The following is an 18,728-nucleotide window of genomic DNA, read 5'->3' as shown; positions in this document are numbered from 1 at the left end:
AACCTATCTCTTATATACTTCGTCAATTAGCTTTCTAAATGTTAGGTATTTATTAAATTTGGAGAATATCAGTTACATATTAGTGAAATATAGTGACAAAAACCGACAAATATTATTTTCATTTTCATATAGAAAAAATGGGATTATCTATAATGAAAAGCGGTGTCTTACATCTAAACAACATTGTGGAACCACCGTTTGTCGGCATGAATAATTCATTTTATTGTCTGGACAATATTTAAAAAATAAGAGGTTGAGTAACGGATGGGCACCCTAAGGTCATGTATATGTATGCATCACGTCGAGGCTTATAGAAAAAAATTCTGTCCCTTAAATAAGCAATGAAATGAGCAAGGGGAGGGAAATAAGCGACAATGCTGAGCTGATGACAAATGCAAATGCGGCTAGAGCTTTTTTGGCTATTAAGCGATACCCTACGAACAATACGATATAAAAGCCGATAATCCTAAGAAACAGGGTTAAATGCTTTAACAAGCCTGCAAAATAACCAATTAAAATGACAAAGAAAATAGGAACTAAATGATGAAAATATGACCTGTAGCCATGATGTCGCCTCCAATAATGAAGATGTCCGCCAAATGACTGGCGGACATCGGGTAATCAATAATTACTTTGCTTGTAAGCAAGTACAACCTGTCGTTGATCGCTAATCTTAAACCAGGACCGTTGCATTGCCATTCTGTTTGATCGGTCTATACTTGCAGTCCCACATTGCATCCCGAACCGCTTGGTGGATATCATCGGGCTGGTGACGTGCTACGCCATCCTGGACCGCAGCCTTTGCAACTGCTACAGCTACAGATACAGATACTTCACGCAACTCGTTGATTTTCGGCAGCAGGGAAGCTCCAGGCTGAGACAAATCGACCCTATCGGCTACTGCATGGGCAGCGGCGGCGAACATGCTGTCTGTGATGATTTTGGATTTCACTACAATCGCGCCAAGTCCTAGACCGGGGAACACGAAAGCATTATTGGATTGTCCAATTTCAAACTTAACATGATTATAGGTTACCGGTTCAAAAGGGCTGCCTGTTGCAATCAATGCTTTTCCTTCAGTCCAGTGGATCAAGTCTTCTGGAGTTGCTTCAGCCAGTGGAGTCGGATTAGACATAGGCATAATAATAGGACGTTCTGTATGCTTGGCCATTTCTTTAACGATTTCCTCACTAAATGCTCCGGTAACACCGGAGGTTCCGATCAAAATGGTTGGTTTCACCCGGCGAATGACTTCAAGAAGTGGAATTTTGCCGTCCTCCACACGTTCCCAATCACGACATTCTGCGGCGTCCCGTACATAAGGAACCTGGAATGGGAAAAGTCCTTCTGTTTCATTAGTAAGCAGACCGCGGTAATCATAAGCCCAGAAGTTACTTCTTGCTTCGGTTTCCGATAGTCCTTCCAGCATCATGGCTGCACTAATTTGATCTGCATTACCGATACCAGCGGCTCCTGGACCAAAGACCAAAACTCGATGCTTGCTCAGTGGGACTCCAGACAGTTTGACACCAGACATAACACCTGCGAGCGTAACTGCACCAGTGCCTTGAATATCATCATTAAATGTCAAAATACTGCTTCCGTATTTATTGATAATGTTCCGGGCGTTGATATTGCCCAGGTCTTCCCAGTGCAGTAGCGCATTCGGAAAATAAGACAGTGCAGTCTGAACATAGGTGTCAATAAATTGGTCATATTGTTCTCCGCGAACACGCTTGTGACGGTTCCCCATGTATAAAGGATCTTCCAATAGTTTTTCGTTGTTCGTACCTGCATCAAGAACAACTGCCAGCACCCGGCTAGGATCAATACCGGCAGCGGCAGTATATACAGCAAGCTTACCGATGGAGATATTAATTCCACCAACTCCCCAGTCCCCGATTCCCAGAATACTTTCGGAATCCGTGGCTACGATGAGGTCAATATCCTCAGGGTCCAGGTCCAAATTTTTAAAAGCTTCTTTAATGGCGGAAAGGTTATCAATAGATAGATACATACCGCCGGGTTTGTGGTATTCATGACTGTATTCCTGTATAGCCTGACCGACCGTTGGAGTATAAACAATCGGAAGCATTTCGCTTAGGTGCTTGGAGAGCAAGCGATAGTATAGGACTGTATTCCGGTTAAACAGATCGTTTAACGCGATATTTTTACGCAAATCATCCGGTTGGCTCTGAAATTGCTCGTAAACCCGTTGAACCTGTTCCTCAATGGTCAATATGGTAGGAGGAAGGAGACCGTCAAGTCCAAGCTGCTGCCGTTCTTCAAGAGTAAAAGCCACTCCTTTATTCAGCAGTGGATTAGCCAGCAATTCCTTTCCGGTTAATTTGGTTTCGATAGAACCATCTTCAGTCAATTGAAAAGCACGCATTTCTAATTCCTTCTTTCTAGAAAATTACATTTAGTTAAAACTTGAACAATTCGTGGACCAGTATACGCCTTATTTTAAACCAAGTGAACAAGTATGTTGTGTGAAAAATAGTTATATAAGTGTTTACATAAGAAATTTTATGGAAATGAAAAAGTTTTTCAATCATTATTATTTGAAAACATCATTAAATTTTCATTATATTTTCAATAAATTTTATAAAATGTAAATTTTGTCACAGCAAAGCTACTGTGGAGATGAATGGCTCTTTCAATCAGGAATAGAATTTATTTCATTTTCATAGATAGGAATAGAATTTATTTCATTTTCATAGATAGGAAGAGATTTTTATAACAGGTGGATAAAGTGAATGAAGAAGAGAGAAGGGGGATATACACAATAAGTCACTTGGAGTTCTAACTATGAGATTTTTTTATTTTCAGGCAAATAAAAAAGCCTTGAGTATCAAGGCTTTTGACGTATAGGACGGATGGGGATCGAACCCATGACCCTTACCCTGTCAAGATAATGCTCTCCCGCTGAGCTACCGTCCTTCGGTTATTAGATAATATCATGTATTAACCATAATTGTAAAGTAGAAAAATAGAAATAAGCTTGTACTTCATTACCATTTATATATATAATTCAAATTTAGTGGGTTTGCAAATTGAAGCAGTGATAAGGGGGAGCGGATGATGGCCGCAGAAATTATTAGTGTGACGACAGAAGAACAGCTACAGGCAGCGATATTAATCCGTACCAAGGTGTTTGTCGAGGAGCAGAAAGTTCCTGCCGATATTGAAATTGACCATTTTGACAAGCTGGGGGATACTGCACATCATTTGTTGATCTCTGATCATGGTGAGATGGTGGCAACGGGACGCTTGACCTATTATGAGGAAGATACAGCTAAAATGCAACGTATTGCAGTTCTCAAGGAGCATCGCTCCGGAGGTTACGGACGTATATTACTGCTGGCTCTGGAGGAACGCGCACGGGAGCTGGGGCTGCGGCATTCGCTACTGGATGCTCAATGTCAAGCTGAAAAGTTTTACGAGAAGCTCGGTTACGAGACGATTTCGGAAGAACCTTTCAACGATGCCGGGATTCCACATGTACGCATGCGCAAAAAGCTCTAGCTGGTAGCCCAAAGATGCATATAATTCTGCATAGGGTGCATGCTAGTAGAAGTTCCTCCACTACACTTATGGATAAGGAGCGATGCAGCATGGCTAATGCAGAACGGGAACAAATTACGGCAGTACGTAAAAACGGTGATGGTGATCTGACGTCATTTCAGACATCTACCGGACGGGTTTTGGATTACAGTCAGGCTCTGAATGAAATTGAAGCAGGCTCGATTGCCGGGGTCAATGTATTCAAAGCCAAGGACGGAAGCAAACGGATTCGTGGCGATGCTGATGGAGATCCTACGAATAATTTGGATCAATTACCCTTGTTCTGACGTTCATTTCAAGTCTCTATCAATAAGCACATAATTACACGCAAGTATATGGCAAAGCCGCCAGGTTCTTTTCCAGTTGGAAACCCGGCGGCTTTTTGCTTTCTCACTTTGAATCCAGCATTATTTTTGCCCCATGCGTTCCAACTCCACAATGTTGTATACGCGCTGCTGCTCCAGAAAGGACATGACTCCAGCTTTTTCCTTGAATTGCTCCATATCGTCACTATAGTGCATGAGACGAATCCGCTCTTGAAGCTGGATTGGCAAGCTGAGCAGCTCGTCCAACGTCGTATGAACTTCTCCTGCACCCTGTAATTGAACCTCATGCAAAATGCTGCGACAGCCCCGCTCGTGTACCAGTTGATTCAGCAGGCCTGGATCAAAGGTCATATCCGCACTATAAAAAAGACGGTCATTAATGAACAGGGAGTAGCTCTCTTTACCGGGGATATGACGAGTAGGAATGAGTTCAACTTTGATGCCGGATACTAGGTTGGTGGATTCACCAGGCGTCAGCACATTTACCTCAAACACATCCTCCAGCTTGTCAATCATGCCTTGCTGTGACATCCCGCCCTTAAGTGTATTTTCCCACAATAGATGAATTAGCGGCTCTGCGATACAAAGCACAGGTTTGCGACCATGAAGGATATTCAATTGAAAGCCAAACTCTTCCAAACCTCCGACATGATCGGCGTGAATATGGGTGATTAGAATGGCGTCAATTTCGGGCAATGGGACGCCCATTTGGTGAAGAGCCAGCGAAGCGGTTGTTCCACAGTCGATTAGCAGCTTGCCTTCTCCGCTGTCCAGCAATGCGTTATTGTTGTAATATTTTTTGGCAAAGGCACTGCCTGTGCCCAGCATTTGTATGGTCAGGCTCATTCGTATTTCACCCTCCTGGCTAAATGTGTATAAATCCTCTACAGTCGTATCTTACCATCTATACGATTAGAAATTAAAGATTTACTCCATATCAAAAACTTTGGACAATTTCTGATGCCTAGCGCAACTTGTGGAACTGAGCTAGGTATAAATGTAAGACAGAAGTTATTTAACAGATCATGATGGAGGGATATCTAGCGATGAAATGGAGAAAAGTTATGGCCCTAGTAATGGCCTTTTCGATAATGGGAGGGACCGTTATTTCGGCGGAATCCGCCAAGGACCAAGTAAAGCTGATTATTAACGGTGAGGTGTCGAAGGATGGCGCGGTTGTCATTGATGGCAAAACATATGTTCCTATTCGGGATTTTAACGGGATTGTCAGTTTTGATCCGTCCGGTGGAAAAGTTGTTTTCGACCAACCCAATGTACACATGTTCTTGTTCAAGGGGGATACGGTGTTCGGCAACGTGAATAAAGGCAACAAAGTGAAATTCAATGTATTCAGTCAGATTGATACGCTGAAAGCGGATATCTCCGGAGTGAAGGTAGCGATTACCGACCCAACGGGTAATGTGAAAGATATTCAGTCCCAGGATATCAGTGGAGCACAAAAGGATAACTTTTGGTTCCGTACAAACGACTTTACGTATGATTTTAAAACAGCAGGAAATTATCGAGTCGGTTTCTACATTAAAGAAAGCAAAGACGGCAGCTATACACTGGTGTCCGAAAAAGTCATTACAGCGATAAATTAGGCATACCACAAATTGACCTGTACCCTTGATCATGTTACGATACGGGGGAAAATAAAACAATTTGAAGGTAGGTATTTCCATGAGTGATCACAAACATGAACACGGTGAAGCCTGCAACCACGATCATGACCACGAACATGAAGAAATGGTTCTTACGCTAACTGATGAAAATGGCAAAGATGTAGAAATGGTGCTGGTAGAGACCTTTGACGTAGAAAATCACGTTTACGCTCTCCTGCTGGAGCGTGGCAATCCTGAAGCAGACGGCATTATTCTTCGTATGGAAGAAGAAAACGAGGAAATGGTGCTTTACAATATTGAGGACGAAGATGAATGGAAACGTGTAGAAGAGGCATACAGCGAACTGGTTGCTCAATACGAATAGCATTGGTTCTATTGGCTGTTACAACTTTGTAAGCTAATGAGAAAGCCCCCAAACGGGGGCTTTTTTTGTTAAGCTTTTAAGATGCTTACAAGATTTTCCGAGCTTGTTACGGCTCAGGAGTGTTAGGAAATAGCGTCCGTTTCGACGATAACCTTCACTTGATGTACCGTTCGATCCTCAGGCCCTTTAACAGGCAGGCCTACTTCCACATGATCGACAATATAATCAATATTGTCCTGTGAGATCACTTCGCCCGGCAGCAGGATCGGAATACCTGGTGGATATACATAAATGAATTCTGCAATAATGCGTCCCGCAGATTCTTTGAATGGCACCACTTCAGTATCTCCATAAAAAGCGTCTCGCGGAATGAGTGAAAGTTGCGGAATTTCCGGTATTTTCACAATCAGCTCATGTAGCTGACCTGTAGAGTAATGAATAGCGGCCAGCTCGCGCAGAGCCTTCAACAAAATCTCAATGTCCTCTTTCGTATCCCCAGGGGTCACCAGACAGAGAATATTGTACATATCGCTAAGCTCAACCTCGATATTGTAATGGTCTCTCAGCCAATTTTCTACATCGTACCCAGTAAGACCTAGATGACGAATATGAATGGTGATTTTGGTCGCGTCATAATCATAGGTAGCCTCTGTACCAAGGATTTCACTGCCGAAGCAATATAGTCCTTCAATCTTGTTGACCTCTGCACGGCAATATTCAGCCAAATCAAGCGCACGTTGTGCTATTTCGTGGCCGTTAAGAGCCAGATTGCGGCGTGATGTGTCCAGAGAAGCCAACAGGATATAGGAAGTGGAAGTCGTTGTCAGCATACTGAAAATCGTCTGCACACGTTGCGGATTGACGTATCCGTTTTTGGTATTCACATTCAGAATGGAGCTTTGTGTCAAGGAACCGCCCAGCTTGTGGACGCTTGTAGCTGACATATCTGCTCCCGCTTCCATGGCGGACATTGGCAGATCAGGATGAAAATGAATGAGTACACCGTGGGCCTCATCGACCAGGACCGGCACATTATAGCTGTGAGCGAGATCAACAATTTCTTTCAAATCGGCGCACACACCGTAATATGTCGGGTTGATGACGAGGACGCCCTTGGCGTCAGGATGGCGTTCCAGTGCCCGGCGTACGGACTTGGTTGTAATCCCGTGGTGAATACCAAGATTTTCATCACTGACCGGAGATACGAATACAGGCTTTGCTCCAGACAATATAATGGCAGACATTATAGATTTGTGTACATTTCGGGGTACAATAATTTTATCACCCGGCAAGCAGATGGACATAATCATAGTAATGATAGCACCACTTGTACCCTGTACGCTGTAGTAAGTATAATCTGCTCCGTAGGCCTCTGCCGCAAGCTTTTGGGCTTCTTCGATGACACCCGTAGGTTGATGCAGATCGTCCAATGGAGCAATGTTGATCATATCTATGGAAAAGGCATTATCCCCCATAAATTCGCGAAATTCCGGATCTGCGCCCACTCCCTTTTTATGACCTGGGATGTGAAATTGAACCGGGTTGCTCTGAGCGTGCTTTTTCAAAGCAGTAAAAAGCGGGGTGTTGCTTTGATTCATTAGTGTTGTCACAACCTTTCGTGCAGGATTTCGACAATCCTGGCAAGTGATAATAGAACAAAATTGAGTATAGCAGTTTGAAGTAGGATTGCAAGCGGTTGATGGTGCTTTTATTTGTGAATGAGAGGAGCATGGGGGCAGCCCGGACTTCATGACGAAAAAACGAAGATAGAGGATGTGGGACAGATGAAGCAAATCGGAAGAGAAAAAAATCCTCGGCGGTTATGGTCTCCCTTTTTTGCGGAATTATGGGTACTGGTATTTCTGGTTGAATTTATGAAGGGATCTCTTCTGGTAGCTATCCTTCCGGTATATATGGGAGAAACGCTCGGACTGTCAGCCGGAATCATCGGTCTGGCCTTTTCGCTCCAGTATTTTGGCGACAATGCGTTCCGGGCACCGGCAGGCTGGATAGCTGAACGGCTCGGCTACCGGGGAACGATGTCGTCCGCGTTGCTGTTTACACTTGTAGCGGTGATCATGCTAAGCGTGCTCACAGAGCCAGTGTGGCTCGTAGTCGCCTGTCTGCTGCTCGGTCTGGGCACTTCTCCGCTCTGGCCTTGTGTCATGACTGGAACGACTGAAATGTCCGGGCCAAATAACAGCAATGGTGCGGCGATGGGCACATTGGAAATTGCGTCCATGGGCGGAACTGGAATGGGGCCGCTTGTTATGAATTTCGCTATGGCACATTATGGTCATTCCTACGGAATGGTGTTTATGATTTTGACAGGATGCAGCATTGTGTTATTGCTGGTCTCCCTTTTGCTGCCCGGACGCAAAAAATCTGCTGACAAAGGAGCGCTGCAACGGAGCGCCTTGGTGTCCTCCGACGGTCTCGCGAAGCAAAAGCAGCAGCTACTGGTAGGAATCAAGGAAACGCTCAACTTTCTCAAAACAAAACTTGATGTAAACCCGTTAATTTACCCGGCGCTGTTTTTGCAGTCGTTTGTTATCGGTCTGATCAGCCCAGTATTAACGCTGTACGCCCGGACAGACCTCGGCATTTCGCCGAATCTGTACAGTGTATTTTTGATCGCGGGCGGCGGGGTGACGGTGCTGGCGCTTATTCCTTGCGGAAAGCTAGTGGATCGGCTCGGAACAGAATACTTTCTGCACGCCGGTTTTTTACTTGCCGGCATTACGCTGTTTTTCTTTTCCGCCATCCGATCCATTCCGCTTGTGTTTGTATCCGTAGCCCTCATTGGCTTGGGCTATGCGCTCATTTTGCCTGCATGGAACACGTTCCTCGCCAAATTGATCCCAGAAAGCGAGCGAGCGACGATATGGGGCTTTTTTCTGACACTCCAAGGTTCAGGTATGGTCATCGGTCCGCTCGTTTCAGGAGTGCTGTGGGACCGTGCAGGACACACAGCTCCATTTATCATCAGCGGAGTTGTAATGCTGCTCATGTTCGGCTGTCATCTGGCTTTGGCACGTAATCCGCGCAGAAAGACGGCTGAAGCCTGATTAGCAGCTTGATTAGCCAAGGCTGGTTACTCTTTCGGAAAAGCCATTCGGTACAGCGGCAGCAAACGCTCAAAAGTGGAACGCACCGTCTGTAGCAGCGCAGCCCCGTCACCGACGAGCAGGTCGTCCCGGTCAATACGGATACCACACATGACCTCGGCTTTTTTAACCTGCTGCAGCTTGTCAATGATCGTTTGAAAATTCTTCTCATCCATTTGTTTTTGCTCCGTACCTTCCGGGGCCATATGATCCATGGACCAGTAAAAATGCTCAGGTAGGCTAGTGCGGACATCGCTCAGATTGGCTTTGAGTGCCTGGGCAAACGTGGTTTTGTTCGGGCTTTCATAAATAATTGCGAAAATGATGAACAGATGAGAAGAAAACATCCCTACCTCAAAATGCGGCAACGCCTTATATCCACGCTTGTTTGCCGCCCAAGCTACCCAGGAATCCTTGGGCGGATTTACTTTGCGCCGTGCATGCTTTGCAACGTGAACGTGCATAGGCTCGCCACACAAGTCCGTCAGGAAAGGAGCCAAATCCGCACCAATCGCTTCCAGTTTGGGTCGAACCTGTTCAATCAGTACCTCCATGCGAGGCTCCAGCCCCGGTATTTCAAAAACATCAAAGTCCTTTACTGTAAATCCATTGAACGTCATACCTTTTCCTCCTGTAACTGGGTTAAGCCATTTCGTGTGGCGTAATATGTCCGATTATAGCATAACGTCAGCAGGCTTGGCCGACTTTAGGCCGGGTTTGGGACAAGCGCATAAGGCAAAAGTAGGATTGTGCGTTGTTACTCATAAAAATAGGTCAAATAACCAAGTACCCTTACATAAAATGAAGTATAAAATAGAGCAAGGGAAGATCAAGCGGGAAAGCCGCAGGCTTGCTGTAGCCGGACTTCTTGAATCGGACTTGAAAAAGGAGGGAATGCCGTGAACAAGGGCTGCGAGGTAGAATATTGCAATCTGGAGCTCCGGTTTAGCCGTCGGCATATCCATAATCTGATCAAGGATTTGATATCGGAAGGGTATTCGCTGTACTGGAGCGAGGATGAGTCATACCTGGTGCTGTCGGTAAGAACCGGGCGCAAGCTGGTGAAGCTTCGTTTTCAACAATTGCGTACAGGGCACTACAAGTTGGCCGGAGATTATGTGATCCGCGATGCCAAGCTGGCTGAGTGGTTGGAAAAGCTGATTGGAAGCACCCGAGGCCATGCCATTGTCAAAAGAGTCAAGGACCATCATATTTTGGTGGAGAATATTTTGTTCGGTGAGGTCATTCGTCTGGTGGAGGTTACCGGTTTTAAGCAACGCGTCATTTATCAGAAGGGACCAGTGCTGTCAGCGCAGGAGATGGAGGATATGTACATTTCCAATGAGGGAGAGACCCGACTGCTGCTGCTCAGAATGGAAGTGGATAATGAATTGGAGAAGTTGTTCAAGGCAATGACAGAGAGAGATACGATTAGAACCAAGAGCTGCCATGAACGCCTGCAAGCGCTATCCCGCCAACTGCTGATGATGGAAGCATAATGATGTAGATTTAGTATAACTGAACACCTCATGAAAATGGGGTGTTTTGATCTGCGAATAGACAGGGGTTCACTTCTGACACCAAAAACGTTAAAATAGAACTGCACGTGTTCCGATTCACATAAAGTGTAATGCGGTAAAGCGGCGATATAGAATAAAAAATATGTTGCAAAGGATGAGGAACCAGATGGCAAAACAGCAGATTGGTGTGATCGGCCTGGCGGTAATGGGTAAGAATTTGGCCCTTAATATTGAGAGCAGAGGCTTCACCGTCTCGGTATTTAACCGCTCTCCCGAAAAAACGCACGATCTTATCAAAGAAGCAGAAGGTAAGAAACTGACGGGTACTTTCTCCATTGAAGAATTTGTGAACTCACTGGAATCGCCCCGTAAAATCCTGATCATGGTTCAAGCTGGTAAAGCAACGGATGCCACGATTGAGCAGCTTGTGCCTCATCTGGACAAGGGCGACATTATTATAGACGGAGGCAATGCCTACTTCCCTGATACACAGCGCCGCAGTAAGGAGCTGGAGGAAAAAGGATTCCGCTTTATTGGTACAGGCGTATCCGGTGGCGAAGAAGGTGCCTTGAACGGTCCTGCAATTATGCCGGGTGGACAAGAAAGTGCCTACAAGCTGGTAGAGCCGATTCTGACAGCAATCTCTGCCAAAGTAGACGGCGACCCTTGCTGTACATATATCGGTCCCGACGGTGCTGGTCACTATGTAAAAATGGTGCATAACGGTATCGAGTACGGCGACATGCAATTGATTGGTGAGGCTTATCACCTGTTGAAATCGGTCCTGAATGTGAATGCTGAAGAGCTTCATGAAATCTTCACAGAATGGAATAAAGGTGAGCTGGACAGCTACCTGATCGAAATCACGGCTGACATCTTCTCCCAATATGATTCCGAAACAGGCAAACCAATGGTAGACGTTATTCTGGATGCAGCAGGTCAAAAAGGTACTGGTAAATGGACAAGCCAAAGCGCCCTGGATCTGGGCGTGCCACTGTCTATGATCACCGAATCCGTATTCTCCCGCTTCCTGTCAGCTATGAAAGATGAGCGTATTGCAGCAAGCAAAGTACTGAGCGGTCCTAATGCAGAATCCTTCAGCGGCGACAAAAAAGAATTTATCGAAAGCGTACGTAAAGCATTGTTCGCAAGTAAAATTGTGTCTTATGCTCAAGGGTTTGCTCAAATGCGTGCAGCTTCCGATGAATACGATTGGGATTTGAAATACGGAAAAATCGCTATGATCTTCCGCGGCGGTTGCATTATCCGTTCGCAATTCCTGCAAAACATCAAGGATGCGTATGACCGCGATCCTGCTCTGAAAAACCTGTTGCTGGATTCCTACTTCAAAAATGTAGTAGAAACTTACCAAAACGCATGGCGTCAGGTGATTTCCGTGGCTGTATCTCAAGGTATTCCAGTGCCAGGCTTCTCCAGCGCGCTCGCATACTATGACAGCTATCGTACTGAGCGTCTGCCAGCAAACTTGCTGCAAGCACAACGTGACTACTTCGGTGCGCATACGTTCAAACGTGTGGACAAAGAAGGCGTATTCCATCACCAATGGTTCTAATAAATTGATGGAAAATGTAATACAACGGAAGTTTTTTTTACCCTTGTGGTAGAAGAAGCTTCCGTTTTTTTGATTTCGTGGAAGGTTGATTGGATGAGGATGAAGCTGGAGGATTGTGTAATCTTTTGGCGCTGTGGTATGATAAGAACAAGATATTTTAACGCATTACCGCGTCTAAGCTTTGGGTTATAACAAAAAGACGGGAAGATCCCGTCTCTTGTGGTGAGCAGTATTTTACTGTTCTTGTGACCATTGCAGCATACCGCCGGTCATGTTAGTGCAGCCTTCATAACCGAGCTGTTGTAAATATTCGCAGGCTCGTTCGCTGCGATAACCGCTCCGGCAAATAAAGATAATTTCACCGGTACGTTCAATTTCCTCAAGGCGACTCGGAATCTGTCCGAGCGGAATATGCTTGGCACCGTCAATCATGCCTTCCGCTACTTCTTCTGCCTCGCGAACGTCGATCAATTGCAGTTGTTCTCCTGCTTGCAGGCGTGCGCGAAGCTCAGAAGGTTCAATCAGGGCGATTTGCGTCATGGCTGGACCTCTTTTCTAATGTAAAATGGGTGCTGCGTGTGTTATTGACGTGTGCAAAACATCACACTCTCTATGTATGATAGCGAAGCGATCTCTAAGCTGTCAATTAGGCTGAACCTAAAGGCAGATAAAGACGAATCGACCTGCTGGATTAAACTCCGAAAGACCTAGATGAATATTGTATATTTTTTTGGTAGAGAAATGAACACTACAGCTTGTATAATTAACGTAAACTAGGATGGTTTGAATCGAAAAGGAGCATGCACAATATGGATGTTATCGTTAGACCTACCCCTTCCCTGCAGGGAGAGATTGGGGCCTTATCCTCCAAAAACTACACTACTCGTTATCTGCTCACAGCGGCGCTCGCCGATGGGCAAAGTACCATTTATTTTCCGGCACACAGTGAGGACAGTGATGCTATGCGTCGTTGTATCGCTGATCTGGGGGCAGTGCTGGAAGAGGATGATGAAAAAATTGTCATTACGGGTTTTGGTAGCCATCCTCGTGCTGTGAAGGAGTTAAATGTAGGGAATGCCGGAGCGGTGCTCCGTTTTTTGATGGGAGTTGTATCCTTATGCCCGGATGTTACCTTCGTTAATACATATCCTGACTCATTGGGTAAACGACCCCATGATGATCTAATTGATGCGCTGGGCCAATTGGGTGTGAGAGTGGACCATCGCGAAGGTAAGTTGCCTATTCGTATCCAGGGCGGTCAAGCTAAGGGCGGCAAAATACAGGTGTCCGGTTCGGTTAGCTCACAATATTTGAGCGCATTGCTGTTCCTTACACCTTTACTGGAGGAAGACAGCGAAATCGAGGTGCTGCATGATCTGAAATCCAAGGTGGTTATTGGTCAGACGCTGGAGGTGCTCCAAGAGGCAGGTATAATCATTCATGCAAGTGACGATTATATGTCTTTCCGTGTTCCGGGACGACAATCTTATCAGCCGCGCACGTATACAGTGCAGGGGGATTACCCAGGCAGTGCCGCGGTGCTGGCAGCGGCTGCCGTAACGAACTCGGATGTCACCATCCATCGGCTAAAGGAGCAGAGCAAGCAGGGAGAACGTGCTATTGTAGATGTGCTTCGTATGATGGAAGTACCGCTGACGCACAAGAACGACACAGTTGTCGTGAAGGGGAATGGCCGTTTGAAGGCCATCGAGTTTGACGGCGATGCTGCAACCGATGCGGTGCTGGCGATGGTGGCTGCTGCTGTATTTGCTGAGGGTACGTCCCGTTTTTATAATGTGGAAAATTTGCGGTATAAGGAATGTGACCGCATTACCGATTATTTGAACGAACTGACCAAGGCCGGAGCTCGCGTGGAGGAACGTCAGGCTGAAATTATCGTACATGGCCGACCGGAGGGGGTCGAAGGCGGCGTTGAAATCAATGCGCATTTTGATCACCGTGTTATTATGGCTTTGACGGTAGTCGGTCTACGGGCCCAGAAACCGCTGGTGATCAAGGATGCGCATCATGTTGCCAAATCATATCCGCAATATTTTGACCATCTGACGACGCTTGGCGCCTCTGTAGAGTGGGTAAAATAATAATAAGCTTTAGAAGTGAACAGGAGGAGACAGGATGGCTTTTGAAAATCCGTCAAGAGAAGAAATCAAAAGCATTTTGGAGCAGGTAGGCAACATTGCGGTTGTAGGCTTGTCTGATAAATCAGACCGAACCTCGTATATGGTGTCTTATGCTATGCAAAAGCGGGGATACCGGATTATTCCGGTTAATCCTGCGGCAGCGGGGCAAACGATTTTAGGAGAAACTTGCTATGCAAGTCTTGAAGAAGTACCTGAGCCTGTCGAATTGGTCAATGTATTCCGTCGCAGTGAGTATTGCGCTGAGGTTGCTCGTGAGGCAGCTGCCATTGGTGCCAAGGTTTTGTGGCTTCAACAGGGCATTATCAGCCAGGAAGCTGCTGACATCGCGCAGGAGCATGGAATGACGGTTATTATGGATCGCTGCATTAAGGTAGAGGATTCCGTAACCCAAGCTGTACGGAAAGGATAATCTGGATATGAAGAAAAACCTTCTCCCCGTATTTCATCGGGGAGAAGGTTTTTAGTGTGGAATTAGACTATATTTGGCTTTGCTTTTTTTCATTCAATTGCTTGGTAAGTTTAGTCAGGCGCCGTATATTATACTTACAGGAATCCATATAATGTATGTATGCCATTATACTGATATATCTAGGTGAATTCGCTTATTTTATTGGTTATGGTAATGGAATCGCTGCTCCAAGCTGATAAATAAGCAAAATATAACTTAAATAAGTCATTTTAATGGAGTTATTCAAACTTCTACAAACGTATATAAGTATTTTTTATCAAGCAAGAGAATCGCTTTGACAAAAGTATTTATTCGGCTTACCATCAGGGATAGAAAGGAGAGGAATGCCATGAATTGGCTCGGATCCTTACAACAGCTTGGTCGGGCTGTCATGCTCCCGACGATGGTGTTACCGGCTGCTGCTATATTACTAAGTCTAGGCAGCCTTCCCTGGTCCGCTTGGGGATTTCCAATGGTGTCTGAAATGGCTAATGCAGCAGGGCGTGGGATTTTTTATTTTTTGCCGTACTTGTTTGCGGTTGGTGTAGCACTCGGCATGTCGAATCAGGCAGGCCAGGCAGGACTGGCGGCATTGGCTGGTATGGCTATATATGATCAGGTCACATTGAGATTTGGAAACGGACTCATTCATCCCGCGACGCTCATCGGCATCATTTTGGGTGTCATTTCAGGGGTGGCGTATAACCGCTTCAAAAGCATTAAGCTGCCCGAGGTACTCCAATTTTTTGGAGGGACTCGATTTGTTTTACTGCTGATTGGCTTGTTCTCCGCCGTGTTCGCAGGACTGATGCTGATTGTGGCTCCACTCATTCAGAGAGGATTGCAGTTTATAGCAGGTCTGGAATTGAACTTGGGCGGCTTCGGATTGTTTATTTACGGTATTTTGTATCGGGTGCTGGCGGCTTTTGGCCTTCATCATCTGCTTAATAATATATTCTGGTTTCAACTGGGTACATATAAAGCACCGTCAGGCAACATAGTGCAGGGAGATTTACCCCGGTTTTTTGCTGGCGATCCGACGGCGGGCTATTTTATGTCAGGGTTGTTTCCGATCATGATGTTTGCGATTCCAGCCATTGCGCTGGCGATTATTCAGGAAGCGCGTGAAGACTTGAAGCCGAAGGTGCAAAAGACGTTTTTGACTGCTGCACTGGTCTGCTTTTTTACCGGTGTATCGGAACAAATCGAGTTTGCCTTTTTGTTTGCCGCTCCATATTTGTTCCTTGTTCATGCGGTCATGTCCGGTCTAGCCATGTGGCTTACCTTTGAGCTGGATATTCATCACGGTTTTTCATATTCAGCGGGTTTTATAGATTACGTACTCAATTTCCATCTGTCACATAACGCCTGGTTGTTGATTCCATTAGGGGTGGCCTATGGGCTGGTATATTATGTGCTATTTCGCTGGGCGATTCGAAGGTTCCGTATTCCCACTCCAGGTCGCGAGGAAGGTTCAGTTCTGGAGGATTGGGCTGGCAATATTCCCTACAGCGCTCCTCTCATTTTGGAGGCGCTTGGAGGGAAGGAAAATATTGTTCGGGTGGAAGCCTGCATTACACGGTTGCGTCTGACCGTCCACAATGATCGGCTGATTGATACCGGAGCGATAAAAGCATTGGGCTCGGCCGGACTGATCAATCTGGGCGGGGGTAACTTACAGGTTGTATTCGGTACGTATTCGGAGTTGATTCGTGAGGAAATCGCGAAGCTTATGGAACGTGATCTACCTCAAGTGTTGTTCAACGCTCCTGTGCACGGAAAAATGCTGCCGATTCACGAGGTGCCGGACAAAATTTTTGCAACAAAGCTGGTCGGGGACGGAGTTGCTTTTGTTCCCGAACGAGGTGAACTTGTGTCTCCGGTGTATGGTACGGTTATGCATCTGTATCCGACCATGCACGCTTTGGGCATCTCTACACGAGAGGGAATTGAGGTTCTGCTTCATATAGGGATTGATACTTCACAGCTAAAAGGGAATTTTACTGCTATGGTAGAAGCAGGCGATACGGTGGAACCGGGACAATTGCTGATCAAATTTGATTTGCAGGCGCTGCGGGAACAAGCTCCATCTTTAGTGACCCCCATGGTCATTACGAACCCGGATCGAGTGAAGTCATGGAGCTTTGCTCCGTTTAAAACAGTGAAAAAAGGTCAGACCTCGGTAATGTCCGTTGTGCTGCATGACAGGAATGTTGGAGGGGTAGAAACATGATAGAAGGCATCGGCGCCGCAACAGGTGTGGCAATCGGGAAGGCTTTTGTCCTGCCGAGCTGGGAGTGGGATTTACCTGAGCAGAAAATGGATGCGGTGGATCTCGCAAAGGAATTCGAGCGGTTGTATGAAGGGATACGCACATCCAAAAGTGAAATCCAGTTTATTAAGGATGAATTTCGGGAAATGGTGGGACCGGAGGAATCCAGCATTTTTGATGCGCATCTGGCTATATTGGAGGACCCTGAATTCATGAACGAAGTTCGTGGAATCATTGAGCGTCAATATAAAGCAGCCGAGGTGGCTGTCAAGGAAGCGATTGACCATTTTGTGACGATGTTTGATCTGCTGGATGATGAATACATGAAGGAGCGGGCGATTGACATCAAGGATGTGGGGAATCGGTTGCTCAAGCATTTGCTGGGTGCGCCGGAAGTAACTCTTCCGAAGGACACGCAGCCTTACATTCTGGTCGCCAAAGAGCTTTCTCCATCTCAATCGGCCCACTTGAATCCAAGCTATGTATTAGGAATTGTGACAATGAATGGGGGCAAAACATCGCATTCTGCGATCATGGCCCGTGCGATGGGCATCCCGCTCGTTTCGGGACTGGAGAGCAATCTCAATTTGCCTGTCCAGACTGGGGATATGATGGTTGTCGATGGAGACTTGGGTAAGGTTTATGTGAAGCCGGAGAAATCCATTATTGATCATTATACGGCATTACGTGAGGAGCAGCGCCGCAGAAAAGAACAGCTTCAAGTGCTCGCTTCCGTGGAAGCCGTGACCAAGGATGGAACTGAACTGAGGCTGGCAGCAAATATCAGTTCTGTTAAGGAACTTGAGGCGGCATTGAAGCATGGGGCGCAGGGTGTTGGACTGTTCCGCACGGAATTTTTATATATGGATCGAAACTCTGCACCTGATGAAGATGAGCAGTATGAGGTGTATCGGCTGGTAGCAGAAAAGGCAGGAAACCACTCCGTTGTTATCCGTACATTGGATATCGGCGGGGATAAACCACTGGACTATCTTCAACTGCCGGTGGAGGAAAACCCGTTTCTCGGCTATCGTGCTATACGCATCAGTCTCGATTGGAAGGAATTATTCAAGATACAACTGACAGCTATTTTACGTGCCAGTGTGGCAGGGAATATCAAGGTCATGTATCCGATGATCTCATCGGTGGAGGAGATCCGCCAGGCGGATGCGATCTTGAAGGAAGCTATGGCGGATTTGGATGCGAGAGGGCTTGCCTACAATCCACATATCCAGCAAGGGATTATGATTGAGGTGCCAGCGGCAGCAATGATTGCCGATCTACTCGCTGCTGAAACAGATTTTTTCAGTATAGGCACGAATGATCTGGTACAGTATGTGCTGGCTGTAGACCGTATGAACGAGCAGATTGCCCATATGTACCATCCATACCATCCGGCTGTGCTGCGGATGCTGCGTATGACGGCACAGGCAGCTCATCAAGCGGGTATTGATGTGAGTGTGTGCGGTGAAATGGCAGGAGATGAACGCTCCATTCCCTTGTGGCTGGAATTGGGAATTCACCAGCTAAGCATGTCTCCTCAGTCCTTGCTGCGAGTTAAGCATCGTGTGCTGAACACGTCCGCAGCTGAGGCAACGCTGGTTGCCCAGGCGTGCTTCAGCATGTCTACTGGCGCAGCGATCGAAGACAAGCTGACCGCAGTTAGTGTCAGTTGTACTTCAGTCGGGCCTGGACGGCAGTAATTGTGTTGCAATGGCTGTGAAGCCTGTCTTGAAAAAAACACCTTCAAAACCATGGATAACG

The 18,728-nt window shown here is 46.3% G+C and carries 16 protein-coding genes and 1 tRNA gene; 11 read left to right on the top strand and 6 right to left on the bottom strand.

Annotation, left to right across the window (positions count from 1 at the left end; all coding sequences use genetic code 11):
- Positions 1-673 precede the first annotated feature (673 nt).
- Positions 674-2,392, bottom strand: a complete 1,719-nt coding sequence (locus C1I60_RS22260; RefSeq protein WP_137063660.1) for an NAD-dependent malic enzyme — start codon at positions 2,390-2,392, stop codon at positions 674-676.
- A gap of 479 nt (positions 2,393-2,871) precedes the next feature.
- Positions 2,872-2,943: transfer RNA gene (locus C1I60_RS22255), tRNA-Val, on the bottom strand.
- Positions 2,944-3,084: 141 nt separating this feature from the next.
- Between C1I60_RS22255 and C1I60_RS22250 the strand changes: the two genes are divergently transcribed.
- Positions 3,085-3,528, top strand: coding sequence for a GNAT family N-acetyltransferase (locus C1I60_RS22250; protein WP_137063659.1), 444 nt, complete (start codon positions 3,085-3,087; stop codon positions 3,526-3,528).
- 89 nt (positions 3,529-3,617) lie between these two features.
- Positions 3,618-3,854, top strand: a complete 237-nt coding sequence (locus tag C1I60_RS22245) for a DUF3892 domain-containing protein (RefSeq protein ID WP_137063658.1) — start codon at positions 3,618-3,620, stop codon at positions 3,852-3,854.
- 120 nt (positions 3,855-3,974) lie between these two features.
- Here the strand turns inward: C1I60_RS22245 and C1I60_RS22240 are convergent, their stop codons facing one another.
- Positions 3,975-4,739 (bottom strand): MBL fold metallo-hydrolase, encoded by a 765-nt coding sequence (locus C1I60_RS22240; protein ID WP_137063657.1) that lies wholly within the window; start codon positions 4,737-4,739, stop codon positions 3,975-3,977.
- A gap of 200 nt (positions 4,740-4,939) precedes the next feature.
- Here C1I60_RS22240 and C1I60_RS22235 point away from each other — a divergent pair, with 200 nt between their 5' ends.
- Both C1I60_RS22235 and C1I60_RS22230 read left to right on the top strand, forming a co-directional pair.
- Entirely contained in the window at positions 4,940-5,497 is a 558-nt protein-coding gene (locus C1I60_RS22235) for a copper amine oxidase (RefSeq protein ID WP_137063656.1), read from the top strand.
- A 79-nt stretch (positions 5,498-5,576) separates the two neighbouring features.
- The gene (locus C1I60_RS22230) at positions 5,577-5,882 is read left to right on the top strand and encodes a DUF1292 domain-containing protein (RefSeq protein ID WP_025684269.1); all 306 of its coding nucleotides are present in this window, start codon (positions 5,577-5,579) and stop codon (positions 5,880-5,882) included.
- 122 nt (positions 5,883-6,004) lie between these two features.
- On the opposite strand, the gene C1I60_RS22225 is transcribed toward C1I60_RS22230, so the two are convergent.
- Positions 6,005-7,480 (bottom strand): aminotransferase class I/II-fold pyridoxal phosphate-dependent enzyme, encoded by a 1,476-nt coding sequence (locus C1I60_RS22225; protein ID WP_137063655.1) that lies wholly within the window; start codon positions 7,478-7,480, stop codon positions 6,005-6,007.
- Positions 7,481-7,666: 186 nt separating this feature from the next.
- Between C1I60_RS22225 and C1I60_RS22220 the strand changes: the two genes are divergently transcribed.
- Complete coding sequence (locus C1I60_RS22220; protein ID WP_137063885.1) at positions 7,667-8,950, top strand: MFS transporter; 1,284 nt, start codon at positions 7,667-7,669, stop codon at positions 8,948-8,950.
- Between the two features lie 26 nt (positions 8,951-8,976).
- Here C1I60_RS22220 and C1I60_RS22215 read toward each other — a convergent pair whose 3' ends face one another.
- On the bottom strand, positions 8,977-9,609 hold the full coding sequence (locus tag C1I60_RS22215) for a YktB family protein (RefSeq protein ID WP_137063654.1): 633 nt from the start codon (positions 9,607-9,609) through the stop codon (positions 8,977-8,979).
- Between the two features lie 279 nt (positions 9,610-9,888).
- Here C1I60_RS22215 and C1I60_RS22205 point away from each other — a divergent pair, with 279 nt between their 5' ends.
- Positions 9,889-10,488 carry a YkzI domain-containing protein gene (locus C1I60_RS22205; RefSeq protein WP_137063652.1) on the top strand — a complete coding sequence of 200 codons (600 nt, stop codon included), beginning with the start codon at positions 9,889-9,891 and terminating at the stop codon, positions 10,486-10,488.
- Positions 10,489-10,675: 187 nt separating this feature from the next.
- Positions 10,676-12,082: an NADP-dependent phosphogluconate dehydrogenase gene (gene gnd, locus C1I60_RS22200; RefSeq protein WP_137063651.1), complete on the top strand. Its 1,407-nt coding sequence runs from the start codon at positions 10,676-10,678 to the stop codon at positions 12,080-12,082.
- Positions 12,083-12,316: 234 nt separating this feature from the next.
- Here gnd and C1I60_RS22195 read toward each other — a convergent pair whose 3' ends face one another.
- The gene (locus C1I60_RS22195; protein ID WP_014282339.1) at positions 12,317-12,622 is read right to left on the bottom strand and encodes a rhodanese-like domain-containing protein; all 306 of its coding nucleotides are present in this window, start codon (positions 12,620-12,622) and stop codon (positions 12,317-12,319) included.
- Between the two features lie 269 nt (positions 12,623-12,891).
- Here C1I60_RS22195 and aroA point away from each other — a divergent pair, with 269 nt between their 5' ends.
- The 4 genes from aroA to ptsP all read left to right on the top strand — a co-directional run bounded on the left by aroA (position 12,892) and on the right by ptsP (position 18,667).
- Complete coding sequence (gene aroA / locus C1I60_RS22190) at positions 12,892-14,184, top strand: 3-phosphoshikimate 1-carboxyvinyltransferase (RefSeq protein ID WP_137063650.1); 1,293 nt, start codon at positions 12,892-12,894, stop codon at positions 14,182-14,184.
- 34 nt (positions 14,185-14,218) lie between these two features.
- Entirely contained in the window at positions 14,219-14,653 is a 435-nt protein-coding gene (locus C1I60_RS22185; protein WP_044648631.1) for a CoA-binding protein, read from the top strand.
- Positions 14,654-15,041: 388 nt separating this feature from the next.
- On the top strand, positions 15,042-16,925 hold the full coding sequence (locus C1I60_RS22180) for a glucose PTS transporter subunit IIA (RefSeq protein WP_137063649.1): 1,884 nt from the start codon (positions 15,042-15,044) through the stop codon (positions 16,923-16,925).
- The gene (gene ptsP, locus C1I60_RS22175; protein ID WP_137063648.1) at positions 16,922-18,667 is read left to right on the top strand and encodes a phosphoenolpyruvate--protein phosphotransferase; all 1,746 of its coding nucleotides are present in this window, start codon (positions 16,922-16,924) and stop codon (positions 18,665-18,667) included. Before C1I60_RS22180 ends, ptsP begins: the two co-directional genes overlap by 4 nt.
- Positions 18,668-18,728 lie beyond the last annotated feature (61 nt).

The sequence above is a fragment of the Paenibacillus terrae genome (assembly GCF_005217525.1).
In the GTDB taxonomy this organism is placed as follows: domain Bacteria; phylum Bacillota; class Bacilli; order Paenibacillales; family Paenibacillaceae; genus Paenibacillus; species Paenibacillus terrae_C.
This window is presented reverse-complemented; position numbering and strand designations above follow the sequence as displayed.